Origin of the sequence: Alcaligenes sp. SDU_A2 (genome assembly GCF_038237375.1) — a bacterium.
GTDB lineage: Bacteria > Pseudomonadota > Gammaproteobacteria > Burkholderiales > Burkholderiaceae_B > Alcaligenes.
Window position 1 is genome coordinate 3,500,268 of the sequence record NZ_CP151273.1, and the last position, 23,849, is coordinate 3,524,116.

The 23,849-nt window shown below is 47.9% G+C and carries 17 protein-coding genes and 6 pseudogenes; 10 read left to right on the plus strand and 13 right to left on the minus strand.

Features of this window, described 5'->3' with window-relative positions:
• Positions 1 to 94: 94 nt before the first annotated feature.
• The 5 genes and pseudogenes from AADW57_RS16030 to AADW57_RS16050 form a co-directional block, all read right to left on the minus strand.
• Positions 95 to 1,114 (minus strand): annotated as a pseudogene (locus tag AADW57_RS16030) (mandelate racemase/muconate lactonizing enzyme family protein).
• Between the two features lie 67 nt (positions 1,115 to 1,181).
• The gene (locus AADW57_RS16035) at positions 1,182 to 1,658 is read right to left on the minus strand and encodes a TOBE domain-containing protein (RefSeq protein ID WP_341667888.1); all 477 of its coding nucleotides are present in this window, start codon (positions 1,656 to 1,658) and stop codon (positions 1,182 to 1,184) included.
• 62 nt (positions 1,659 to 1,720) lie between these two features.
• Positions 1,721 to 2,263 (minus strand): annotated as a pseudogene (locus tag AADW57_RS16040) (hypothetical protein); the annotation flags it as partial.
• Between the two features lie 293 nt (positions 2,264 to 2,556).
• On the minus strand, positions 2,557 to 3,066 hold the full coding sequence (locus AADW57_RS16045) for an ABC transporter substrate-binding protein (protein WP_341669722.1): 510 nt from the start codon (positions 3,064 to 3,066) through the stop codon (positions 2,557 to 2,559).
• Complete coding sequence (locus AADW57_RS16050) at positions 3,067 to 3,291, minus strand: hypothetical protein (RefSeq protein ID WP_341667889.1); 225 nt, start codon at positions 3,289 to 3,291, stop codon at positions 3,067 to 3,069.
• 948 nt (positions 3,292 to 4,239) lie between these two features.
• Here AADW57_RS16050 and AADW57_RS16055 point away from each other — a divergent pair.
• From AADW57_RS16055 to AADW57_RS16070, 4 genes are read left to right on the plus strand one after another with little or no spacing between them, the layout of a single operon-like run.
• Positions 4,240 to 5,514 carry a sugar transferase gene (locus AADW57_RS16055; protein WP_341667890.1) on the plus strand — a complete coding sequence of 425 codons (1,275 nt, stop codon included), beginning with the start codon at positions 4,240 to 4,242 and terminating at the stop codon, positions 5,512 to 5,514.
• On the plus strand, positions 5,515 to 6,639 hold the full coding sequence (locus tag AADW57_RS16060) for a glycosyltransferase family 4 protein (protein ID WP_341667891.1): 1,125 nt from the start codon (positions 5,515 to 5,517) through the stop codon (positions 6,637 to 6,639).
• A 13-nt stretch (positions 6,640 to 6,652) separates the two neighbouring features.
• Complete coding sequence (locus AADW57_RS16065) at positions 6,653 to 7,714, plus strand: hypothetical protein (protein ID WP_341667892.1); 1,062 nt, start codon at positions 6,653 to 6,655, stop codon at positions 7,712 to 7,714.
• An 18-nt stretch (positions 7,715 to 7,732) separates the two neighbouring features.
• Positions 7,733 to 8,848 (plus strand): glycosyltransferase family 4 protein, encoded by a 1,116-nt coding sequence (locus tag AADW57_RS16070; protein WP_341667893.1) that lies wholly within the window; start codon positions 7,733 to 7,735, stop codon positions 8,846 to 8,848.
• A 360-nt stretch (positions 8,849 to 9,208) separates the two neighbouring features.
• Here the strand turns inward: AADW57_RS16070 and AADW57_RS16075 are convergent, their stop codons facing one another.
• Positions 9,209 to 10,465 (minus strand): oligosaccharide flippase family protein, encoded by a 1,257-nt coding sequence (locus AADW57_RS16075; RefSeq protein ID WP_341667894.1) that lies wholly within the window; start codon positions 10,463 to 10,465, stop codon positions 9,209 to 9,211.
• 435 nt (positions 10,466 to 10,900) lie between these two features.
• Between AADW57_RS16075 and AADW57_RS16080 the strand changes: the two genes are divergently transcribed.
• Entirely contained in the window at positions 10,901 to 12,805 is a 1,905-nt protein-coding gene (locus AADW57_RS16080) for a GNVR domain-containing protein (RefSeq protein WP_341667895.1), read from the plus strand.
• Positions 12,806 to 12,920: 115 nt separating this feature from the next.
• On the opposite strand, the pseudogene AADW57_RS16085 reads toward AADW57_RS16080, so the two are convergent.
• Positions 12,921 to 13,037 (minus strand): annotated as a pseudogene (locus AADW57_RS16085) (integrase core domain-containing protein); the annotation flags it as partial.
• Positions 13,038 to 13,116: 79 nt separating this feature from the next.
• Positions 13,117 to 13,293, minus strand: a pseudogene (locus tag AADW57_RS16090) (IS3 family transposase); the annotation flags it as partial.
• A 213-nt stretch (positions 13,294 to 13,506) separates the two neighbouring features.
• Between AADW57_RS16090 and AADW57_RS16095 the strand changes: the two are divergent.
• Positions 13,507 to 14,647: pseudogene (locus AADW57_RS16095) on the plus strand (IS30 family transposase).
• A 59-nt stretch (positions 14,648 to 14,706) separates the two neighbouring features.
• Here AADW57_RS16095 and AADW57_RS16100 read toward each other — a convergent pair.
• The 3 genes and pseudogenes from AADW57_RS16100 to AADW57_RS16110 all read right to left on the minus strand — a co-directional run.
• Positions 14,707 to 14,963, minus strand: a pseudogene (locus AADW57_RS16100) (transposase); the annotation flags it as partial.
• Between the two features lie 277 nt (positions 14,964 to 15,240).
• Positions 15,241 to 16,452 carry a non-hydrolyzing UDP-N-acetylglucosamine 2-epimerase gene (gene wecB, locus AADW57_RS16105; RefSeq protein ID WP_341667896.1) on the minus strand — a complete coding sequence of 404 codons (1,212 nt, stop codon included), beginning with the start codon at positions 16,450 to 16,452 and terminating at the stop codon, positions 15,241 to 15,243.
• A 292-nt stretch (positions 16,453 to 16,744) separates the two neighbouring features.
• The gene (locus tag AADW57_RS16110; RefSeq protein ID WP_341667897.1) at positions 16,745 to 18,016 is read right to left on the minus strand and encodes an O-antigen ligase family protein; all 1,272 of its coding nucleotides are present in this window, start codon (positions 18,014 to 18,016) and stop codon (positions 16,745 to 16,747) included.
• Between the two features lie 411 nt (positions 18,017 to 18,427).
• On the opposite strand from AADW57_RS16110, the gene rfbB reads away from it, so the two are divergent.
• From rfbB to rfbD, 4 genes are read left to right on the plus strand one after another with little or no spacing between them, the layout of a single operon-like run.
• Positions 18,428 to 19,492: a dTDP-glucose 4,6-dehydratase gene (gene rfbB / locus AADW57_RS16115; RefSeq protein ID WP_341667898.1), complete on the plus strand. Its 1,065-nt coding sequence runs from the start codon at positions 18,428 to 18,430 to the stop codon at positions 19,490 to 19,492.
• Positions 19,489 to 20,346 carry a glucose-1-phosphate thymidylyltransferase RfbA gene (rfbA, locus tag AADW57_RS16120; protein ID WP_341667899.1) on the plus strand — a complete coding sequence of 286 codons (858 nt, stop codon included), beginning with the start codon at positions 19,489 to 19,491 and terminating at the stop codon, positions 20,344 to 20,346. Before rfbB ends, rfbA begins: the two co-directional genes overlap by 4 nt.
• Before the next feature lies 1 nt (position 20,347).
• Entirely contained in the window at positions 20,348 to 20,905 is a 558-nt protein-coding gene (gene rfbC / locus AADW57_RS16125; protein ID WP_341667900.1) for a dTDP-4-dehydrorhamnose 3,5-epimerase, read from the plus strand.
• Positions 20,902 to 21,867, plus strand: coding sequence for a dTDP-4-dehydrorhamnose reductase (gene rfbD / locus AADW57_RS16130; protein ID WP_341667901.1), 966 nt, complete (start codon positions 20,902 to 20,904; stop codon positions 21,865 to 21,867). The genes rfbC and rfbD overlap by 4 nt, the downstream gene beginning before the upstream one ends.
• 112 nt (positions 21,868 to 21,979) lie before the next feature.
• Here the strand turns inward: rfbD and AADW57_RS16135 are convergent, their stop codons facing one another.
• Both AADW57_RS16135 and atpD read right to left on the minus strand, forming a co-directional pair.
• On the minus strand, positions 21,980 to 22,402 hold the full coding sequence (locus tag AADW57_RS16135) for a F0F1 ATP synthase subunit epsilon (protein ID WP_341667902.1): 423 nt from the start codon (positions 22,400 to 22,402) through the stop codon (positions 21,980 to 21,982).
• A gap of 9 nt (positions 22,403 to 22,411) precedes the next feature.
• On the minus strand, positions 22,412 to 23,833 hold the full coding sequence (atpD, locus tag AADW57_RS16140) for a F0F1 ATP synthase subunit beta (protein WP_341667903.1): 1,422 nt from the start codon (positions 23,831 to 23,833) through the stop codon (positions 22,412 to 22,414).
• Positions 23,834 to 23,849 lie beyond the last annotated feature (16 nt).

Below are 23,849 nucleotides of genomic sequence, written 5' to 3' on the forward strand. Positions count from 1 at the left end.
AGCCATGCCATACTCATAAAAGCATCGTATCAGAAATTCATTAACACGTTAACTTATTGATGCGGACAGCCACCTCCGGCTGCCTGCATCACGCTCAGTTGGCGTCCCACCACGGTTGGAGGTCCACTCCCAAACCCACCTGCTGCGGCACGGTCATGTAACCATCCACAATCGGCGGCGGCTCGACCACGTGGTTACTGAAAAACCGGGCCGTTCCCATGCCACAAGGTTCGATAGGCTGCGCCAACAAGGCAGCCGTATGCAACGCCACATGCAGGCCGATGGACGTTTCCAGACTGGCCGTAACCACGCAGCGCATGTCCGCGTGGCGGGCCTGCGCGATGATCTGCCCCGCCACATCCGCCCCACCTACCCGCGGCGCCTTCAGAATCAACACCTTGGCAGCCTGCATATCGCTAGCCCGCTGCGCATGGAACGGCGAGCGTATGGAATCATCCAACGCCAAGGGAATGGATGTGCGGCTCGAAAACTGTGCGTAGGTCGTCAGATCCGTGCCGCGCGGCAGCGGCTCTTCGATGTAATCGATGTCGAAACGCTCCATGGCCTATATCTGCTCCAGGGCCCAGTCCAGTTCCCAGGATTCGTTGGGATCCAGACGTATGCGCAGCGTGGGGAATGCATCGCGTATGGCGGCCACGCGCTCCAGATCCAGACTGCGCTCGGCCGTGCATTTGACTTTGACGGTATCCTGGCCCCACGCCAGCGCCTGGCGCGCGCGTTCGACACACGCATCGGGCTCGGCATCCCCGATCAAGTCATTCACCGGCACCCGCGCAGCCGGCTCAAGATCGCCGGCCAGATAGCGGGCCAGCGATACGCCCTGGGCACTGGCGCGAGCGGACAGAACGGCCGACACCAGGCCGCAACGCACGCGAGGAGACACTTCACGCAGGGCCAACTCGTCAAAAAAACCATCGTCCGCTGCATTCAGGCCATGCAGCAAGGCCGCCCCATGCGCGGCAAAACTCCAGCCGTCGTAAATAACATGCGGCGGCAGAGCTGCTTCTCCCCACCCCACATGCCCATCGATTTCTGCCCGCACCAGAAAGCCCCTGCGCACATACTGCGTTCCTTTGGACCACCGGTACGGCACCTGCAAAGCTTAGTTATACGGTTTCAATTGCAAGACGGAATCCATTTTTTCTCCTTGGTAGATTGGCTCAGGCGGCAAGCGCGCTGTCATGCTCCAGGAGCACGCAGCGCTCCAGATAAAGAGACAATTTCACGGATCGCCCCACCGGCAGATCCAGATAGGCTGAAGCCACGGCCGTCAACGGATTCTGGCCGCTGACAAAGCTATAATGAGTCCGGTCACCCACAAACACCTTGTGAGTGACGACGGCCGGCACCAGGTTTTCTCCCTGGGCCGAGTCCGGCAGGATCTCCACCGATTCAGGGCGAATCATCAGATAGCCCGCGTTCGCTCCCAAGCCATGAGGATCGCTGGCCCGAATACGTCCCAAGGGCGTATCCACCGCCACGAAGCCGCCGTCGGCCTGCACCGCGGCGCAGGCGAACACCTCCGCCTTGCCGATGAGCTGGGCCGTGAAGTGCCGGCGCGGTTTCAGGTAAAGGTCTGTGGGTGTGCCCTGTTCCACGATGCGCCCTTTTTCCATGACCACAATGCGGTCGGACATGGCCAAGGCCTCGTCCTGGTCATGCGTGACAAAAATCGTGGTGGTCTTCAGTGTCTTTTGCAGGTCGCGAAATAATTCAACCAGAACACACCGATGGCGATGACGAAAGCCGCCCCCGCGTGGCTGACCTTGAACCAGGCAATTGCAAATACGACCCAGGCCAGCGGCGGAATCGAACGCAGCAGGCGCACCAGATAAGTCTGCAGCAGATCAAAGCGGCGCAGCGTGGCCGACGCCAGCCCAAAGAGAATGCCCAGGACGGTTCCCAGACCCAGACCCAGACCCAGACCCAGACCCAGACCCAGACCCAGACCCAGACCCCAGAAATAATGAACCAGGCTGGACTGCGCCGCCGGCCATAGCCGGCCCGACTCCAGCTCCGCCGCCAAGGCCAACGGCAAGGACAGCGGATCGGGCAAGGTGCCGCGCGGCGCTCAATCCAGAACATACGCCAGACGCCAGACGCCAGACGCCAGACGCCAGGCCAGGATGAACAAGGCCAGGCCCGCCAGACCGTACAGGACCCGCTCCAGCCCGCGGCGCCACAAGGCATCCGCAGACGGCGCGGATTGTGCAGGCAGGCTCGCTTGTTTGACGGCGCTCATTACTGAACCACCTTTTGGAAGAAGCGGGTATCAAACAAGCTCTGGACATCGTCCAGCTTGGTACCCAAAGTCCCCAGCGACGCCTGAAAATATTGCAACTCGCCCGTCGCCTTGATGATCTTGCCCGGATCCGCCTGGAACTGGTCGTGCGGCGCTCGATCGCCCCCTACACAACGTCCTTAGGCAGACGGCCGCCCCCAACGTATTTCTGCACATAAAGCGTGGCCTTGGCAAGGTCATCGCGCAACAAAGCCGTGGAGCGCACCTGCGCATTAACCAGATACTGCACCAGATCAGGCTTGGACTGGATCAGGCTTGGACTGGATCAGTGACTCGCACACCAGCAACACAGCGCCCGGCTGATTGGGAAACAGCTGTGCCCCTTGCGCCAGCACCTTGGCATCGGGCTGGCGCTTCAGGATCTGGCTGACCGTAGGCTCGAGAATCGCCGCCGCATCCACCGCATGGTTGCTCAAGGCCTGCTGAATCTGCGCCTCGCCTTGATAGATAAGCTCAACGGCGTCAGCCGGCAGCTTGACCACATTACGCAGCCAATACTGCAAAGCCGCCTCCGGTAGGGCGCTCTTGGGGTAGCTGGCAATCATGGGCTTGCGGCCCTTTTCCTGGGTAAAACGGGCTACCGCCGCTGCAAAATCAGGCTTGTCGGCATCGAAGTAGTTCGCCAGCCCGCCGATGGCCAACACATTGACCTGCTCCACAATATTGGAGGCAACCACCTTGATGTCAGCGCCCTTGGCCTTGGCCACCAACGCCGGGCCAATGCCCACATACGCGACATCCAGTTAGCCTGCGATCAGCGCCTGCGTCAGCGCCGGCCCGCTCTGGAACGACACCAGCTTGGGCGCAGGCTCACCTTCCGGCAGCAAATCGCCGGACTCCAGCCCCACAAACAACTGAGCGGCAGGCAAAATAGGCAGATAACCGATCTCCAGGGGCTGCTCGGCAGCATGCACAGGCAGGACAGCGGACAAGGCCAGTACACTGGCGGCTACATAACCAAAAAGCATGAGAAACTCGAAAAACAGGCAAAAATTGAAGCATAAACCTGTTGGTTAGACCTATCTTTATTTGCTTATAATTATAAGATATATTACAAACCTAACGGTTATGGGGCAAAGCGCCAGAGCATGCGGCCTTCCGAGTTGGTATAAAATAGCTAAGTTGAGCAGCGGCTGGAGATTAGTATCCCAGTCACTACATGCCAGCGTGCTCCCTAAGCAGGGCAACAAGGCCAGTATTTTTCTGGTCGTTATTATCAATAATCATCGCAAATGATCTGCGGTGCTCCCGGGATGCACTCCTTCACACGCAGGCGCATCGGAAAACACTAGACGGGCAAACTGCGTCAATCGTGGAGCGCATCATTGCGAAATCAACGCCAATTGACGGACCACTCTAAACGGCCAATGCTCTGCCCACGGGGCTATCATTAACACTCATGGATTTAAGCCTTGTTAACGATAATGCAGCGACCATGCGTCTTCTGCCTGGCTCTAGCCAAAACCAATGCTCCATTACTACCGTTCCATTTCAAGCCCTGTACACTCATGGGTGACGCCCCACAGAGAAGCACCCGAGCGGATTGCACCCTCTCTGGTCTATCGGCGCGCTGAGTCGAAATCCTGTCCCACTTCCGATATGCTACGCACAATCAGTAAGGTCAGGCATGGCACCATCGTTCTGACCTCACCCTATCAACGAACTCCCGCTCCATCCTTGCCAGAATGGCGGTTTCGCTTGAAGGGGCCCCAAAGACGCAGGCCCAGTAAAATGTGCGGCTATCCAGAAACATCCATGGGAACTTCCAAAAAAACGCTCCGCTCTGAACACAGATGTAGTCCGAGAAATGAAAGCGCCAATTATTTTATTAAACCCCTTATACACTGCTCTCAGCAAATTCTTCAACACAGTGTGCAGCTAGCCGTTAAACAATAATCATCCTGACTTTAAAAACGATGAAAAATAATTTCCCAAGACGATTTAGACGACTATATGAAGAAGTACTACTATCGAACACTTTCTCCCTATTTGTAGGGTGGATAATTACAGTAGCTCTTCCGTTTATCGCCTTTTGGTCCTACGAGCAATTGATTTCACCTAACAACGGACAGAAAAATGCTCTGATAGCGACAAGCATCGCGTATTTTTTTAGCGCTGCAGGAACAAATCGTTTACGCAACATTTATCCTGGTGGACGTTCCGCCGCTTTTATACTACCGCAAGTCGTGCTTGTGTATGGTCTGATCGCCCTCATCACTTTTATGTTGCGGCTGGAAATATCTCGCTTTTTACTCATTGCCTCGGGAGCGACCGCTCTTATTTGGCTATATATTGAATACACCTTAACCGAAAAATACAAACGACTTAAGCTAGCAATTATTCCTGGAAATAAATATACAGAGGAAATTTCACAGCTAAAATTAGTGGATGCCAGGGTGCTTAAGACATTATCACTAGAAGGCAGACGATATGATAGCGTAGTGGCTGACTTCGAAAGCATTGATGAGAATACACAACGATTTCTTACGCAATGCGCACTTCATCGCACCGCCGTGTACGATGCAAAACAAATATATGAATCTCTGACTGGAAAAGTAAAAATACATCGTATGTCAGAAAACAATATGGGAGCTTTATTGCCATCCCCTGGTTATGAACGACTTAAATTTTTTATTGATATTCTTATTGTATTAGCGACACTACCAGTTGTTTTAGTTATTGGCCTAATCACAGCCATTCTTATAAAAATAGAGAGCCCTGGACCTGCAATTTACACACAAACTCGCATAGGCCAAGGAAACAAGCCTTTTACTATTTATAAATTCAGAAGCATGCGCTTTGATAGACTGGCGAGCGAGCAGTTTGCGGGTGAAAATGATCCTAGAATAACAAAAATAGGAAAAATCATCAGAAAATTAAGAATTGATGAACTACCACAATTTTTTAATATTCTAAAAGGTGAAATGAGCCTGATAGGCCCAAGGCCTGAGCAACCCTCTTTCGTAAATGAATACGATAAGAAAATACCTTTCTACAGCTATCGTCACATTGTTAAACCCGGAATTAGCGGTTGGGCGCAAGTACGACAAGGCTATACGGCGAGCGCAGACGAAACGCAGGTAAAAATAGAACACGACTTTTATTATATAAAAAACTGTTCATTATCCCTAGACCTGATAATTGCTATTTTAACTATAAGAATAATGATAACTGGATTTGGTGCTAGATAAATGAAAAAAGTAATATATCTCCGCTCTAACCCGATAGACCCTGACCCAAGGGTGGAAAAAGAGGTTCGTGCGTTAAGTAAAGCAGGATTTGATGTAACCATCTTAGCCTGGGATAGAGACGCAGACAAAGGCAATAAAGGCCAGCTAATATCTGAAAAAAAACAAATACCAATATATTATTTTTCTTTAAAATCGAATTTTGGCGGTGGAATAAAAAACATTATTAAGTTAGCACGATTTCAATTCTATTTACTAAAAAAATTACTTTCTTTAAGAAATCACTATGATATCATCCATGCTGCCGATTTCGATACCGTAATCCCGGCATATTTCATGAAAGTCTTATATAAAAAAAAACTAGTTTACGATATTTTTGATTTTTATGTTGATGCATTTTCAGTACCTAAAATTCTGATAAAGCCGATAAAAAAAATAGATCTTGGCATTATAAACCGAGCTGATGCTGTCATCTTGGCGACCGAGAATCGGCTAAAACAAATAATGGGTTCAAACCCAAAATTTATAGAATATATTCATAACACCCCAGAAGTAAAGACTGAACTTACGTTATCCACCTTACCCAAAAATAGAGAATCTATAACGCTAGGATACGTAGGCGTCTTACAGCCAGGCAGGCTACTGGAGGAGATTCTAAATGTGGCATCGCGTAATCCGAAGATAAAAATCACACTCGCCGGCTTTGGCCCTCTTGAGGAATCAATAAAAGAAAAATCATTAAAATATGAAAATATAGTATTTTTAGGAAAAGTAGATTATTCCGAGAGTTTAAAAATAAACGCGGAAAGTGACATCATGTTTGCCACTTACGACCCTACGATACCTAACCATGCCTATTCGTCTCCCAATAAATTATATGAAGCTATGCTTTTATCAAAACCGCTCATAGTTTGTAATGGAACGGGCATTGATGAACTGATCAATACTGAAAAAATAGGCTTTACAATAGATTATTCTGAAAAATCATTTGAGAACCTGCTCGAAACCATTTTGCAAGATCACCACGATTTAGAGTGCATGGCAAAGAAATCGTATGCTCTATATCAGCAACGCTTTTCGTGGAGCGTGATGGAAAACAGACTTATAGAAATGTATAAAAGACTATGACGCGAGCAAGCCGATGACAACATCAAATAATTTAATAAAAATTATTTTCATAATATTTTTATTGAAACTGCTTGCCTACTTATTTATATCATACACAAATCTGGACCTTTACAAGTCAGGCAATGACTCAGATTATTATGACGCCTATGCACTAGGAAAGCTAAATTACACAACCAGCGTCTGGCCAATGTTATTAAGAATTCTTAATGACATTGGATTATATTCCAGAGAAGGCGTCAGTTTTACATTAAAAATAATGGGTATTATCTTAATACCCTTGGGAGCCGCGTGGGTAGCAAAAGAGAACTATAGCCCAATATCGAACAAATGTGTAATTTTAGCGTTTTTGATCTATAGCATATACCCGACCATTTTCTATTACACCAATGATATATATCGTGATGTTTTCATGATTTTCATTTTTATTTTAGCGCTAGTGGCCGTTCGAAATTCCATTTGGCAAAACGATATTACTCTTCAATTATTTTGGCTTTTTATATTTTTTATATTAAGCATTGTTTTATTTGGCCTTAGGCCATATCTGGGATTCTCTACAATTGCAGCCTACTTCATCAGCAAAGTCATTAATTTAAGAAAATTTCCAACATTGCTCTGGATAATAGCATATTTTATATTCTTGTATCTTGCTTTTTTAATAGGCGCCCTTGATCCCATAATGGCTTATCGGCAAAATTTCACCTCAGGAATATTAGTAGGCGAAGCAAATTTAGGAATAAATTTTCAAAATAAATCTTTGTTTTTAATTGATCTTTCAAAAAGCTATTTATACCAGTTATTTGGTTTTTATTGGCCAAACAAATCATCGATGATAGCATTTTTGCTCGAATCACTACCATTTATTTTGGCTTTGGCTTACGTAGTCAAAAGCCGGCAGCAAATACATTCATTTACCAATTATTTATTAATATTCTTTTTTATTTATAATACATTTTGGATCCTAGGCAACGACAATTTAGGATCAGCCGTCCGTCTTAGAGTTTTTAGCTACTTAGCTATTTATATTTGTCTTTTTATCTCTATACAAAGAAACGACTATATAAAGCGCATAAAATAAATTAAATTAGATTAGATTATGAAAATTGCATATATCATCACCCGATCGGACGTTATTGGCGGTGCAAATATACATTTGCTTGATTTGGCTCAAGGAATAAAAAAAGAAGGAATAGAAGCGATCATTTTAATCGGTGGTGAAGGTATAGTTGCACAAGAAGCCAATGCAAAAGGAATACCTACGTTAGCAATAAAAAATCTAATTAGAGAAATCAATCTCATCAAAGATATACTTGCCTTCTTTGAAATTCGTTCAGCATTAAAGAAAATATCGCCAGATATTGTGCATCTGCATTCGTCCAAAGCTGGTATTGTTGGACGTCTTGCAGCTCGCTCGCTTGGTTTACCAGCCATATTCACAGCTCACGGCTGGGCCTTTACAGATGGCGTATCAAAGAGACGTAAAATAGCCTATCGACTTATTGAAAAGGCCATGGCACCTTTTGCAACGAAGATAATCACCGTATCAGAATATGATCGTCAGCTTGCAATAAAAAACAAAATTATAAAACCTAGTAAATTGAGAGCCATTCAAAATGGACTACCTGATGTTGACATAGAAAAAAAATATTTAGAACATCAAGAAACCCAGAATGATCATCTATGTAAATTAATTATGGTGGCTCGTTTTGATGAACAGAAAGATCAAGCTACCTTAATTAAAGCCTTAGCGTTAATTAAAAATAAAAATTGGAATCTTACTTTTGCCGGCGATGGAAGATTACGCAGCGAAGCAGAAAAATTGGTTAAAGAGCATCAATTAACAGACAAAATAATCTTTGCCGGTGCGTGTCGCGATATACCAGATCGTTTACAGGCCTCTGACGTATTTGTTTTAAGTACTAACTGGGAGGGGTTTCCTCTTTCGATCCTGGAGGCCATGCGAGCAGGTTTACCCGTTCTCGCTACTGACGTTGGCGGTGTATCTGAGGCTGTTGCTCACGGTGTGACGGGGTACTTATCCCAAAGAGGCGATTCACAAGAATTAGCAAAATATCTTGAATTATTAATCTCAGACCCAAAGCTTAGAGAATCTTTGGGGAAAAATGGTCAGATTTCTTTCAAGAAAAATTTTACGTTTAAAACCATGTTGGAAAAAACTATTTCTGTCTATAAAGACGCTTTAAAAATTTAGATCCACAAAAATATGACTTTAAATTGATTAAAATTGTTGTATAGAGAATAACTACACACTAAATCTACACACAGCACTGTGTCAGATCAGTAACCTTAAATCAGCTTGAACATGCAAAGAATGACGTACAGCGAGCTAAACCGCGTAACTATGCAAGTATTGAATTACCAGCTGCACAACAGCCCCCCCGAGCATCACTATATTATAAAGTACACAGCAGCTGTATACGACAAAACCTAAGTTAATCAAGCCCAAAAAAGACCCCGTATTATCGAGGCCATCAAGTTTTAATCAGAAATAAAAAGCCAATCAAATCCCTAGATGTGAAAATAGATAAAAATATAAATTAATATATAGTTCCTATTTTGAATTAAACAAAGAATCTGAGTAAATTTTTTTTACTTTATAAACCAAGAGGCCGGTCAATATGAGCTCTGCTATTACCAATGCCAACGCCGCTCCTACTTCATAATAATAATGAGTCAGCGTCAAAAGCAGCAATACAAATATTAAAGCCGACAAATAAAAGCTATAGCTATATTTTTTTACTTCACCCATTGCAGTTAATATTTGAATACCAAGTATGTTATTAATTACACCACCTATTAACCATAATGATAATATAAAAACCAGCAATTTAGAGATGATGCTTTTATTTAATATATTTATAGCAAAAGGTACAAAAATAACAAGCGAAAGGGCACACAATATGCTTAATAGAAACAACCACTTCCCAACTTTAAAAGCCAGCCTAAAACCACGCTGGTTACTATGAGAGAATTCATTGGCAATTACGGGATAGGAAGCGCGCGTTAAAGGTTGGAAGAGAGACACGGCAGCTTTTACAATAGATTCAACCATAGCATAGGCTCCGACAATGCTTGGGTTGCTCACTATACCCAGCCAAAAGACACACCCGTTACCCAACAAGGCAGAGAGAAAGCTGGTTGTAAATATATGCCAACCACTCACGAGCTGATCCTTAACATCTTTAAACCGAACATTCGTCTTGACTATTTCCTTCTTTTTATATATAAAATAGAACGAAACCACACAAACTAAAAATGATGGTATAAGGTTAGCTAAGAAAATTTTCTCTACATCCTCCGGCCCATTAACAAGAAGAATAATCAATACACAAGAAACTCCTTTTGATAGGATATTGAAAATAGCAACTACCTTGAAGTCCTCTTTCCCATGGAAATACCAAATCGGTGTCATGGAGTTAAAAAAAGCAAGAAAATAAATATATAAAAAAAAATTAAAACTTATTTCCACATAACCTGAAAAATATACGAAAATTGAAATTATAAAAAGAAAAACTGCGACTAAAATCTTAGAAAAATTAACGCTCCAAAATACTGCACTCAATTTAATTTTATTATCGCCAATTTTGGCTACATCACGACTTGCAGTTAGCAGAAAGCCATAGTCAACTATGGTTTGCATATAAATTACTATTGTTAACAAAAAAGAATACTTACCAAATCCTTCCTGACCAAGGTTTTTAATTAAATAAGTCAATAACAACAAAGGCACAAGATAATTAACCCCTTGTATTATGAATAGATACAAAGAATTACTTAAAACGCGATTAAAAATATTTTTTTCTTTCACTTTATTTACTTAATAATGTATGTAAGTAAGCATATTCACAAATCATCATTTTCAATATTTACAAAAAAAATAATATAAAAAATTTAAACGTCAAAATTAAATTTAGAAACTCATTCAAATAAAAAACAAAACGAAGAAGTAAAATTATAAATTTGAATAAAAATTAATTTATAAATTAGCATCAATTATAAATTGAAATTATAGCTGATAATATTAATTTAAAGATAAAATAACAATACGCATTACGTCCGCTAAAAAATCAAACACAAAGACGTAAGTCACACTTAAATATTCTACTGCACACGAACAAAATGAAACTATATTTTTAAAAAATATGTGTTAGATTATTTATCCATCATACGATAAAATGAACTTCGTAGCATTGTATTGTTACAGTGCAGAAAGACTCATTTAATCCTTATCCTCTGTTCAAATATGGCTATACATATCCCCCCTCCTATCCCTATGTCTGATGAACAAGACAAAATCGATTTCGCCGGCATTCTTAAAGAGCTGTACTCAGCAAAAAGGTTTATTTTTAGCGTAACAGTGTTGAGCGCACTAACAGCTTTATTGTATGTGCTTTTTAATAGTGCAAGCTATAAGTCCAGTGTTCTAGTTCAACTGGAACAACCTAGCAATGTTTCGAATATAGTAGTAGGAGGCCTTGGTTCAAGAATAGGCATCCAAACGAGCGCAATTTCCGAAATTGAAATTATAAAATCACCTTTAATTTTAAAAAAATCAATTAATGATTTTTTGCTTGATGTTCAAATTACAGAAAGCGATACTTCTTTTTCGAAAAAATGGATAAAACCGGATTCAAAAATAGCATACTTATTAGAGGCAGCAGGAATTTATACTGCAACCCCTCAAGACACTATAGTTTTTCTTGAAGCGCTTGCTTTACCAAAATCACTAAGAAATAGAAAACTGGCATTAATTAAAACTCAAAATGGTTATCAATTGATATCCCCTGAACAAACTATAATCACTGAGGGAAAATTTGAAGAGCTAGTAAATTTTAACTACAATGGTGAAAGTGGACAAATATATATATCTGATATCAAGGCTGAAGAAGATGCTTGGTTTACGTTGAAACAAGAAAGCCTAGAACAAGCCTTGCTCAGACTTCAAAAAAATCTAATTGTCGAAGAAGAACCTAGTGGGTCACGAATTATAGACATTTCATATGTCAGCTCCAATAAAGAAATTGCTGTAAAAACGACAAACGCCGTAGGCCAAACTTACTTGGAGATTGATTCTGAAAAGAAGAAAACCGAAGCTACTGAAAGTTTAGATTATCTAAACATGTTTTTACCAAAATTAAAAAACCAAATAATTGACCTAAAAAAGACCAACAAATTACCCTCTAACCAAGAAATATCAGAACAAGCAAATAGTTTTCAGTTATCTAACGAGCTTAAATTTGATAGCGAACTTTATTCCAATCTCTTATTAGTCTCGCAACAATTAAAACTCATTAGAGACGGAAAATCCGGAATGACTCGCCTGATAGACCGATCGTTCATTTCAAGTGAAAAAATTACTTCTAAAGATCCTATTCTTGTTGGTATAGGCCTTTTCTTGGGTTTCATTCTTAGTATTACATTAGTACTGTTTAGAAACTTCTATCGTGGTGAAATCAGATCAACTGCCACTTTAGAAAAAAAGATTGGAAGAAAAGTTTATGCTCTCATCCCTTTTGGCAAGAGAAAAAAACAAATACCGGAGGAATATAACAAGGAAAATGCAACCACTAATGCAATTGACAGATTAAGCATACAAATCAAAAACAACTCCGATCAGGGAAAGAAGAATATAATTATATTTACTGGGCTTTATGAGTCTAAACAAAGACTATTCGTAGCACGCAATCTGGCAAAATCTCTTTTCAGTAAAAAAAACAAGTCCATTCTTATAGATTGTGATTTTAACAACAAAATCATAAGCAAAAAACTAGCTTCAGATGAAAATTGTTTTGGAATTTATGAATGTATTGAAGACAAAATTTCGGTAGAAAATGTGATTTACATGAAACCGGATATAAGAGCGGATTTTATTCCCGTAGGAAATCGAAAAATTTTAAGTGCTGAAGATATTTTACAAAGCAATGAATTTAATAATTTATTATCAGAGCTAAGCACTAAGTACGACAATATTGTCGTGAATATTGCTCCGATCTTTATAGAGAATGATGCTTTACAGCTAGCTAGTAAAGATTATTTGTTTTTTCTTTATATTCGATCTAAGTCTGACACTCTAGAAGATAGCGCCGAAGGTATTAGACGACTAGAACAGGCAGGCGCGAATAAAATCAATATTATTCTTGAAGAATAACGAGCCACTATGTATCAATGCCGGTTGAAATCCAACCCACTTTCGTTGGAATCTTCGGAATAAAACTGCCCCACTCCGACGTCTTAATGCAATGACCAAACAAAACCTGCTCAAGTTAAGCGGCCAAAACAAGTGCCTGAGCCGGGGTCTTCATGCCGAGAGTCGGGTGTGGGCACCGGTGGTTGTAAAAGCGTATCCAGTCTCCGACGACGCGGCTGGCATGCTGGATGGTCTCGAAGCGATGTCAATGCACGATCGGATCGCAACAGGAACGGCGCAGGCACAAGCCCCTGCCTCCCGAAGCGGGCGATCAGGGCATGTTCCAGTGCACTGCCTGCGGTACAGTCCTTGTCACTTCGGGGCATGTGCCAGCCGAACAACTTCCGCGTATGACAGTCGATCAACAACGCCAGCGTCGCCCAGCTATCTCGGCCGGCCCAAACGCGGCACAGATCCGTCGATCGACGCTCGTTGGGCCTGGTGGTCACTGGCAGCAATGCTTGGATCCGAGATCTAAGCCCGTTGGGCCCCTTGCGGACCTGCCGCCCATCAACTGGAATACGCGCTGCACGGTGTTACTGTTGAACCCCAACAGATGGGCGGCCGTCCGGTAGCTAAAGGGTAATCCCCCCTTTTTAGCGATTGTGGATTCAGACGGTCAGTGCAACACCTTATTTGATTTTGATAGATGGAGGTGTGAAATGGTCAGCATTCACGGCGCCATGACTGAGACAAGGAAGTCCCGAATCTGGGATCTATGGCGCAAGGGGACACCGATGAGCTCTATTGCGCGCGACATTGCCAAACCGCCTGCGACGGTTTTTTCCTATCTTCTGTACCACGGAGGGATCGCGCCTCATCCCCGAACACGCCGTACCGAATGCCTGTCTGCACAAGACGCGAGTCAATCTCCCGAGGGCTCGCCTGTGGTGCCAGTTATCGAGCGATTGGGCGTGAATTGGGTCGCTCAGCATCAACGATCTCGAGAGAGGTTGGTCGCAATGGTGGCCCAGGGAAGTATCGGGCCTACGAGGCTGAAAAGCAGTTTCTGAAACGCGCTCGGCGACCAAAGCCGTACTTGCTGGCTAGTGCTGCGCAGTTGCGCAATGTCGTTATACGCCTCTTGGAGGCCGACTGGTCCCCAGAACAGATATCGGGATGGCTGAAACGTCGATCCCCTGACGGAAAAACCATGTGTGTTTCGCACGAGACGATCTATCGATCACTGTTTGTTCAGGCCCGCGGCGTACTGCGAGAGGAACTAAAAAAGCACTTGCGAACGCAGCGTATGTTCCGCCATGCCAGGCTTCACCATGCTGCCGTATCAGGTGGCATTCCCGAATCCATTTCTATTCACGCTCGTCCCGCGGAGATTGCAGAGCGCGCATTGCCGGGACATTGGGAGGGTGTCTCATTTCGGGAACAAATCAAAGTGCTATCGTCACGATCGTCGACAGAAGCACGCGATTCACCGTGCTTTGCAAGATCAACGATAAGCGGGCCGAAACCGTCACCCAAGCTCTTGTCGAGCAGATACGCCAGCTTCCCACCCAACTGAGGAAAAGCCTTACGTGGGATCGTGGCGTTGAGTTGTCAGCGCACAGACGTTTTAGTATGGATACCAATATGGCCGTTTATTTCTGTGATCCGGGCTGCCCCTGGCAACGAGGGACCAACGAAAACACGAACGGCCTGCTACGCCAATATTTCCCCAAAAAAACCAGCCTGGCGAACGACACCCAGAACGACCTCAACGAAGTCGCTGCCAAGCTAAACACCCGTCCCAGAAAGACGTTGGGGTTCAAAACTCCGGCTGAAGCGCTAGACGAACTGTTGCACTGACCGTCTGAATCCACATCACCGCTTTATTGGGGGGATTACCGTGAGATGGCTTCACCATTTTTGTCAATAGCTTCCTTCAGAATCTCAGCCTTAAGCCGTTCCTCTGCATACATCTTTTCAACCGGGAGTTCTCCGTCTCCAGCTCCTTCATGCGCAACATCAATCCAGCATCCATGCCGCCGTAGTTGACACGCCATTTATAGAACGTAGTATTGCTCATCCCGTGCTCTCGGCAAAGTTCCGCCACGTACGTACCCGCTTCAGCCTGCTTTAGGAGGGCGATGATCGGGCTATCGTAATAACGTGAGGTTTTCATGCAAAATTTCCGGAGTACTGCTGTTAGAAAATTCCACCTTGAAGACCGTTCCTTTTCTGAGGAGATTACAGCTGAGCAACAGCGGGCCACACGCTGGATATTCGATCCAGCTTCAGCGTATCAAAAAATTATTCGATACGATTGTATTGAAGACTCACGCCCGAATCTCCAACAGCTCGTTGTAGACCGACGACGGATGCTGAGAACTCTCCAGTGGCATTGGTCGCTGAGATTCTGCTGGCAGAAGAATGTCTGGGTGTTGTTAAGGCAGCGGCAGTCATACCCGCGAACTACTGGGCTGGCATCTGCCGGGCAGTGGCGAGGCCTGTAGAGCGGGCAGTTCCTCGTGTTTAAGAGTGGCAATCTGCTCAAAGTAATGCACCATCTTGTCTGCAATGCGCTGGCAAGCATTTCCATCGCCGTAGGGATTGGAGGCATAGCTCATTTGCTCATATTGCGACTCATCTTCAAGTAACGAACTAATTGATTGAGTAATTTTTTCGGGACTAGTGCCGACTAGTTTGACCGTACCGGCTTGTACTGCTTCAGGGCGCTCAGTCGTATCTCTCATGACTAAGACTGGTTTTCCTAACGCAGGTGCTTCTTCTTGAATTCCACCTGAGTCCGTCAGGATAATATGTGAACGATTCATTAGATACACGAAGGGGAGGTAGTCTTGAGGAGGAATGAGATGCACATTGCCCAAGTTTTTCAGCAGCCGTTTAACAGGTTCTTGGACATTTGGATTGAGGTGTACCGGATATACGAACTGAACATCAGGAAAGCGAGTAGCACTAGCACGGATACTCTGACAGATCCGTTCAAAGCCAGAGCCAAAGTTCTCACGCCGATGCCCAGTAATGAGAACCATTCTGCTGCTATTCAGTAGGTAGGGGAATGCATTGCTTAATTGTTGCTGTAGTTCCGGCTCAGATTCCATTTTATTTTTTACTATGAGCAAAGCGTCAATAACAGTGTTACCCGTTACAACGATGGCCTCTGGAGATATGTTTTCACGTAACAAATTCTGCTTGGATTGAACTGTGGGAGCGAAATGCAAGGTGGTAAGCGCAGTAGTAAGCTTGCGATTTGCCTCTTCTGGCCAAGGTGAGTACATGTCGCCTGTACGTAGTCCAGCTTCCACATGTCCTACTGGAATTTTATGATAATAAGAGGCAAGCGCACCTGCAAAGGTGCTGGCCGTGTCTCCGTGTACTAATACCATGTCTGGGTTGTAAGAAGAAAAAACAGAATTTAGGCCTTGCAAGACAGAAGACGTAATGTCCCCCAGCGTCTGACCTGATTTCATGATATTGAGGTCGAAGTCAGGTGAAATAAGAAATAACTTTAATACCTGGTCTAACATTTCCCTATGTTGGGCAGTAACACAAACCTTTACATTAAAACGATTATCGTTTTTCAGCGACTGTATTAACGGGGCCATTTTTATGGCTTCAGGACGGGTGCCGAATACAAATAGAACTTTCATTTTTTACCTTAATTACTAATAGCGGTGATTCGCGCTAAAAAGATCGAACTGACTTTATTAGCACTCCCTGACATTGGGAATAAGTTTTTAGTAACTCGTCATTTTTTAACGGCTGTGAATTTTGACAGTCAGTGCAGCAGTTGACCCAATGAATCAGCGTGGGCTGGCACTTGACCTGTGTCGACATTCAGTAACCAGTTAAGCAGTGGGTCGCATACCGATATTCTCGGATACCAGCAAGGCTTAACGGACCCTTGGCAGGCGGTGTAACGGCGTACGCTATGTAGCCACGCTAACAAAATGCTGTTGCAGCGCTCTTTGTGGGCATATTACTCTTACGTTGGCGTAGCAATCCCATCAAAACAGCCAGAATTAATAAGAAAAACATTAACGTGTTATTGCGTATCAGCATAATCTGGCTTTGACTGTACACCACATATCCTAGTACCAGACAGACGCCTGCCAGCGCATAGACTCGCACGATGGCGTCGGGGTCTCTTAGATAAGACAGGAAATGCCAAGCTGAGCTTATCAAAAAACCGATCAAGGCTATCAAGGTCAGTCCGCCGTACATGACCCAGACCTCTAAAAATGTATTGTGAGTGTTTGCAAGACTGGCAGGTACTTGTCCTAGCAAACCCTCGTCTGCTCTTTCATGCAATTCCTGGCGGAATCGAACCTCTCCCCAACCTAGAATCGGCTTTTCTTTCAAAAGATCAATAGATGCACGCCAGATCGCGAACCGGGCTCCTAGCGAGCTGGAGCTATTGACGCCCTCATCCTTATACTCGCTAAGATCGTGGGAAACCTGCTGTATGCGTTCCTGCAGCACGGGCGAATACAATGTCACAATAGCTCCAGAAGCAATGATGGCTATCGAGGCTAGTATGCAGGACAAGAGGTTGCCACGGCGCATATATGACAGCAGAAACAGCATTAGAAATACAGGGGTCGCTATCCATCCCCCTCGGGTGCCCGAGAAGTACGACCCCATTAACCCACAGGTGACACCCGCCGCCAATAGTCCCAGCCAAAAACGACGATTTTCACATGGGTTGCGCAGTGTCCAGCACAACGCAACAACCAAGAGGGCCCCCATCGTCAAAGACAGGTTTCCAAACTGAATAGCGCCTGTAAATCCAAACGCTTTGTACACCCCTATCTGGTACATCTTCCAATATGCCACAGCTAGGCCACTGACCGCTCCTACCACCAGCCCCGACCAGAGCGCCGCCGGCTGGGGCGGCTGCTTCATGCAGCAATGGATCAACACCATGCCCAGGGCAAACTTGGCAGGTACCTCGAAAGCGTCGGCAGGGTCTCCGTGCCAGGCAGCGGCAATGCCCCCCAGCAGCGCAAACAAGCCCATACAGACCAATACCCAGCCTTCCGAGCGCTCGAACGCAATGCGCGGCCCTTTCAACTGCCAAAAAGAATACAGCGACAGTACGCCCAGAACATAGGAGTAGCCACTTTTTGTAGACAGAAGACTGGCGAGGAACAGAAACACCAATACCGATGTCACACGATGGCCCTCGCGGGAAAAAAGGGATGCTAAAGCCATAGTTCAAGAATATTCAATCATCCGGGTTGGTATGGTCCGTTTATCGGGCAAGACATGCCCAGGCTGCTGAACGCTCGCATCGGCGTGTTGCCATGATAAAACGGCTATGTAAAAGAAAGAGGGGCGTACGTTAAATCAGGTATTAAATTGTAACCGCACTATCCCTGAGCTGCTCGTTTAAATGGGTCTCGTCATAGTTTCCGCTAGTAACATATCAAACTACTACGGCCAGTCCCGCAATGCCATAGGCCGGATGCAAACGCGTGGCCAAACTGATGGAAGTCCACCTTTCTTTTCGATCGATAGAAACACGTGAAACTACATTATCGTAGTCAGGCAATGGATGACTTTTACCCCGTCCATGCCATCGATGGGCTTGCGTAAGGCCGCCTTATCTGAAATCAACATACCATGCGTATTCTCGTCACCGGCGGCGCCGGCTTCATCGGTTCCGCCCTCATTCGCCATATCATCCGGCACAGCAGCCACACCGTACTGAATCTGGACAAGCAGACCTACGCCGGAAACCTGGATTCTTTGGCTTCTGTCGCTGACAGCCCCCGGTATCAGTTCTCGCAGACGGATGTCTGCGACGCTGCGGCGCTGGCTGCTCAGCTCAGGCTATTTCAGCCCGCTCTCGTCATTCACCTGGCGGCCGAGTCCCATGTAGATCGCTCCATCGACGGGCCGGCCGATTTCATCCATACCAATATCGTCGGCACCTACACCTTGCTGGAAACATGCCGTCCTTACTGGCAGGGCCTGGATCCTGAACGCAAGGCGGCATTCCGCTTTCATCATGTCTCCACTGACGAAGTGTATGGAGATCTAGACGGCACGAGCGAGCTGTTCACGGAAACGACGTCGTACTCACCCAGTTCTCCCTATTCGGCCAGCAAAGCAAGCTCTGATCATCTGGTGCACGCCTGGCAACGCACGTACGGATTGCCAACGCTGGTCAGCAATTGCTCCAATAACTACGGCCCCTTCCATTTTCCTGAAAAGCTGATTCCCCACATGATTCTCAATGCCTTGCAGGGCCGCCCCTTGCCGGTCTATGGAGCGAGCGACCAGATACGGGATTGGCTTTACGTCGAGGATCACGCCCGTACGCTGCTGGAAGTCGCCGTCCATGGCCGGGTCGGCGAAACCTACAATATCGGCGGACACAACGAAAAGCGGAACCTGGACGTGGTACGCAGCATCTGCGCCATTCTGGAAGAATTGGTGCCTGCCAAACCTGCCGGCGTGGACCGATACGCCGACCTCATCGTCTTTGTAGAGGACAGACCCGGACACGACCGGCGCTACGCTATTGACGCCGGCAAAATGTTCTGGGAGCTGGGCTGGAGGCCGCAGGAAACGTTTGACTCGGGCCTGCACAAAACCGTGCGTTGGTATCTGGAGAATACATCGTGGTGGCAGCGCGTGCTCAACGGCACTTACCGTCTGGATCGCATAGGAAACCAAGCATGAAAGGAATCGTTCTGGCCGGCGGCTCCGCGACGCGTCTGCACCCCATCACAATGGGCGTCTCTAAGCAATTGCTGCCTGTTTATGACAAACCCATGATCTTCTACCCCCTGTCGGTACTGATGTTGGCCGGCATACGGGAGATTCTGATCATCTCCACACCTGAAGACCTGCCCAATTTCCGCAATGACGGATCGCGCTACGGCCTGGAGCTGTCCTATGCCGAGCAGCCTTCTCCGGATTGTCTGGCCCAAGCCTTCATCATCGGAGCTGCTTTCATAGGCCAGGATAATGTCAGCCTGATTCTGGGGGACAACATCTTCTATGGCTACGGATTCAGCCAGATGCTCAAAGAGGCGCGATCACGCCGCACAAGGGCGACGATTTTCGGCTATCAGGTAACTAACCCGGAACGCTTTGGCGTCGTGGAGTTCGACAATAACGGCAAAGCAGTCTCCATTGAAGAAAAGCCGATGCAGCCCAAGTCCCACTATGCCGTCACTGGACTGTATTTTTACGACAATCGCGTTATCGACATCGCACGCCAGATTCGGCCGTCAGCCCGTGGCGAACTCGAGATCACGGATGCCAACAATACCTATCTGCGGTTGGGCGAATTGAATGTCAGCTTGCTGGGACGCGGCTTTGCCTGGCTGGACTCCGGCACCCACGAAAGCCTGATGGAGGCCGGCTCTTTCATACGCACGATAGAACATCGTCAGGGCATGAAAGTCGCCTGTCTGGAGGAGATCGCCTTTAATCAAGGTTGGCTCGACCGACAACAGCTGGGCGAGCAAGCCGACGCACTAAGGAAAACCGGCTACGGCCAATACTTGCAAAGACTCCTCCAGAGCTGACATGAATATTCTAAACACCTCACTGCCTGGGGTTCTCATCATCGAGCCCCGTGTTTTCAGCGATGAGCGCGGCTTCTTCAAGGAAACATTCAGCCAGGAGCGCTACCGAGAAAAAGCCGGCATCACCCAGCCTTTCGTCCAAGACAATTACTCCCGATCGGGACACCATGTGCTGCGCGGACTTCACTTCCAACGAACCCGGCCGCAAGGAAAATTGATCAGCGTCACGCGCGGCACCATCTTTGATGTAGCCGTGGACATCAAACCGGAATCAGAGACTTTCGGCCGCTATGTCGGTGTTGAATTAAGCGAAAGCAATCACCGCCAGCTCTGGCTCCCTCCCGGCTATGCGCATGGATTCTGTGTGTTGAGCGAAGAGGCGGACCTCAGCTACAAATGCACGGACTACTACCACCCAGACGATGAAGGCGGGCTGGCCTGGAACTGCCCTCGACTGGCCATCGCTTGGCCAGTCCCGCAGCCCTTGCTGTCGCCCAAGGACAGCCGCCATCCAGGACTGGAGCAATTTCAGCGTCCTAGCCAGCAGGAAAGGCCATGACACGCATACTGGTGTCCGGAGGCGGAGGCCAGCTTGGTCAGGCCATAGGCTGGCTGAAGTCATCCCGCGCCAAAGCGCGTGTGCAAGCCGATCCGGCGTCAGCGTCGGCTCGGCTCGTGCACGAACCTGTCCAGCAGACTGAGAGTCTTCATATCCTGGCTCGATCTGATCTGGACATTACCGACCTTGAATCCATACAGCAGGCGCTGGAACGATACCGGCCCGATGTGCTGATCAATGCGGCCGCCTATACGGCCGTGGACAAAGCCGAATCCGAACCCGAAACGGCGTATCTCGTCAATGCACTTGCCCCTGGCCTGCTGGCGCAGGCCAGCGCGCAGCGCGGGATCGGCCTGATCCATATATCGACCGACTACGTCTTCGACGGTCAGGCGGCGCAGCTCTATGCTGAAGACGCGCCGACCGGGCCGATGAGCCTCTATGGGCGCAGCAAGCTCGACGGCGAGCAAGCCGTGCTGGCCGCCCTGCCCTCGGCAGTCATCGTACGCACCAGCTGGGTGTTCAGCCAGTTCGGTAATAATTTCTTGAAAACCATGTTGCGTCTGGGTCGGGAACGTCGGGAATTAAGCATCGTGAGCGATCAAGTGGGCGGCCCCAGCTATGCCCCGCATATCGCGCAGGTCCTGCTGCTTCTTGCCCGGCGCTTGGAGGCCGGCGTGCAAGCCCCTCGTGGAATCTACCATTACGCGGGCCAGCCTGATGTCAGCTGGTACGATTTTGCCCAGGAAATCTTCCACCAGGCCGTCCAACTGGGATTGCTGGCAGAATCGCCTTCGCTAAGGCCTATTTCGATGTGCCAGCATCCTGTACCGGCACGACGCCCCGCCCGGTCGTGCCTGAGCCAGCGCAAGCTGGACGATCTACTGGGTGTCGATGCCATTACCCGGGACTGGCGCGCAGGCGTGCGGTTAAGTCTGCTGGCTTTGCGAGAAACGTGCTGAAGCACGCGACACAGTGATGCCTTGAGCGATATCGCTGCTGGCTACGCCACAGAATCAGCCATGCAAAAAAGGCACCCGAAGGTGCCTTTTTTGTGGACGCTGTCCGCTGCGATCAGTGCTTGCGCACGTCCCGCAGTCGACGGGCCGCAGCAGCCTGAGCGGCCAACATGGCCAACTCGGCTTCCACGACGGCGATGTCGGCTTTGTCCTTGGTGTTGCGCAGGGCTTCTTCCGCACGTTTGCGGGCTTCAAGGGCCTTGGCCTCATCCAGGTCGTTAGCGCGAATCGCGGTATCCGACAACACAGTGACTTTGCCGGGCTGAACTTCGAGTATGCCGCCGGCTACGAAGATATGCTCTTCGCGGCCATCGTCCATAACGATCTTCAGCGTGCCGGGACGAATCCGCGAGATCAGAGGGGTGTGGCCGGGCAAAATACCCAGCTCCCCAGCCTCGCCGGGCAGTGCCACGAACTTTGCTTCACCAGCAAAGATCGATTCTTCGGCACTAACCACGTCAACATGAAGCTTAGCCATGAGCAATCCTTACTGAATAGTCTTGGCTTTTTCGAAAGCCTCGTCGATGGAACCGACCATGTAGAACGCCTGTTCTGGCAGAGCATCACACTCGCCGTCGACGATCATCTTGAAGCCGCGCAGGGTTTCAGCCAGTGGCACGTATTTACCAGGGGAACCGGTAAACACTTCAGCCACGTGGAACGGCTGCGACAGGAAGCGCTGGATCTTACGAGCGCGGGCCACGGCCTGCTTGTCTTCTGGAGACAATTCGTCCATACCCAGAATGGCGATAATATCGCGCAGTTCTTTGTAGCGCTGCAGCGTCTGCTGAACACCGCGAGCCACTGCATAATGCTCTTCGCCCACAACTTGAGGGTCAAGCTGACGGCTGGTGGAATCCAGAGGGTCCACAGCGGGGTAGATACCCAGGGCAGCAATGTCACGCGACAACACAACGGTGGAGTCCAAGTGCAGGAAGGTCGTAGCAGGCGATGGGTCAGTCAAGTCATCGGCTGGCACGTACACGGCTTGGATGGACGTGATCGAACCGGTCTTGGTGGAGGTAATGCGCTCTTGCAGCTTACCCATTTCTTCGGCCAGCGTAGGCTGGTAGCCCACAGCCGAAGGCATACGACCCAGCAGAGCGGACACTTCGGTACCGGCCAGCGTGTAGCGGTAGATATTGTCCACAAAGAACAGGATGTCGCGGCCTTCGTCGCGGAACTTCTCGGCCATGGTCAGGCCGGACAGTGCGACGCGCAGACGGTTGCCTGGAGGTTCGTTCATCTGACCGAACACCATGGCCACTTTGGAGTCGCTCAGGTTGTCCATCTGGATAACGCCGGCGTCAGCCATTTCGTGGTAGAAGTCGTTACCTTCACGGGTACGCTCACCCACGCCAGCAAACACGGACAGACCGCTGTGGGCCTTGGCGATGTTGTTGATCAGCTCCAGCATGTTCACGGTCTTGCCCACGCCGGCACCACCGAACAGACCGACTTTACCGCCCTTGGCGAACGGGCAAACCAGGTCAATCACCTTGATACCGGTTTCCAGCAGTTCCACTGATGGGGACAGTTCGTCGAACTTGGGGGCAACCTGGTGAATGGAGCGGCGCTCTTCGCACTGAATGGGGCCCACTTCGTCGATAGGGCGACCCAACACGTCCATAATGCGGCCCAGTGTGCCGGTGCCCACGGGCACGGAGATGGGCGCGCCGGTGCCGGCCACTTCCATGCCACGGCGCAGGCCGTCGCTGGAGCCCATGGCGATGGTACGAACCACGCCGTCGCCCAATTGTTGTTGCACTTCAAAGGTCAGGCCTTTTTCAGCGAAGGCCGAGCTTTCATCTACGAGCGTCAGGGCGTCGTAGACTTTAGGAATGCTGTCGCGGGGGAACTGAATATCCACCACGGCGCCGATGCACTGAACGATGGTACCGTTGCTCATGTTTAGTCCTTGCAAT

Excerpts from the sequence above, each read along its gene's own strand:
- atpD (WP_341667903.1), bottom strand. The coding sequence starts at position 23,833 with ATGAGCAACGGTACCATCGTTCAGTGCATCGGCGCCGTGGTGGATATT.
- rfbA (WP_341667899.1), top strand. The coding sequence starts at position 19,489 with ATGAAAGGAATCGTTCTGGCCGGCGGCTCCGCGACGCGTCTGCACCCC.
- AADW57_RS16055 (WP_341667890.1), top strand. The coding sequence starts at position 4,240 with ATGAAAAATAATTTCCCAAGACGATTTAGACGACTATATGAAGAAGTA.
- rfbD (WP_341667901.1), top strand. The coding sequence starts at position 20,902 with ATGACACGCATACTGGTGTCCGGAGGCGGAGGCCAGCTTGGTCAGGCC.
- AADW57_RS16065 (WP_341667892.1), top strand. The coding sequence starts at position 6,653 with ATGACAACATCAAATAATTTAATAAAAATTATTTTCATAATATTTTTA.
- AADW57_RS16060 (WP_341667891.1), top strand. The coding sequence starts at position 5,515 with ATGAAAAAAGTAATATATCTCCGCTCTAACCCGATAGACCCTGACCCA.
- wecB (WP_341667896.1), bottom strand. The coding sequence starts at position 16,452 with ATGAAAGTTCTATTTGTATTCGGCACCCGTCCTGAAGCCATAAAAATG.
- AADW57_RS16110 (WP_341667897.1), bottom strand. The coding sequence starts at position 18,016 with ATGGCTTTAGCATCCCTTTTTTCCCGCGAGGGCCATCGTGTGACATCG.
- AADW57_RS16035 (WP_341667888.1), bottom strand. The coding sequence starts at position 1,658 with ATGTCCGACCGCATTGTGGTCATGGAAAAAGGGCGCATCGTGGAACAG.
- AADW57_RS16070 (WP_341667893.1), top strand. The coding sequence starts at position 7,733 with ATGAAAATTGCATATATCATCACCCGATCGGACGTTATTGGCGGTGCA.
- AADW57_RS16135 (WP_341667902.1), bottom strand. The coding sequence starts at position 22,402 with ATGGCTAAGCTTCATGTTGACGTGGTTAGTGCCGAAGAATCGATCTTT.
- rfbC (WP_341667900.1), top strand. The coding sequence starts at position 20,348 with ATGAATATTCTAAACACCTCACTGCCTGGGGTTCTCATCATCGAGCCC.
- AADW57_RS16050 (WP_341667889.1), bottom strand. The coding sequence starts at position 3,291 with ATGCTTTTTGGTTATGTAGCCGCCAGTGTACTGGCCTTGTCCGCTGTC.
- rfbB (WP_341667898.1), top strand. The coding sequence starts at position 18,428 with ATGCGTATTCTCGTCACCGGCGGCGCCGGCTTCATCGGTTCCGCCCTC.
- AADW57_RS16080 (WP_341667895.1), top strand. The coding sequence starts at position 10,901 with ATGGCTATACATATCCCCCCTCCTATCCCTATGTCTGATGAACAAGAC.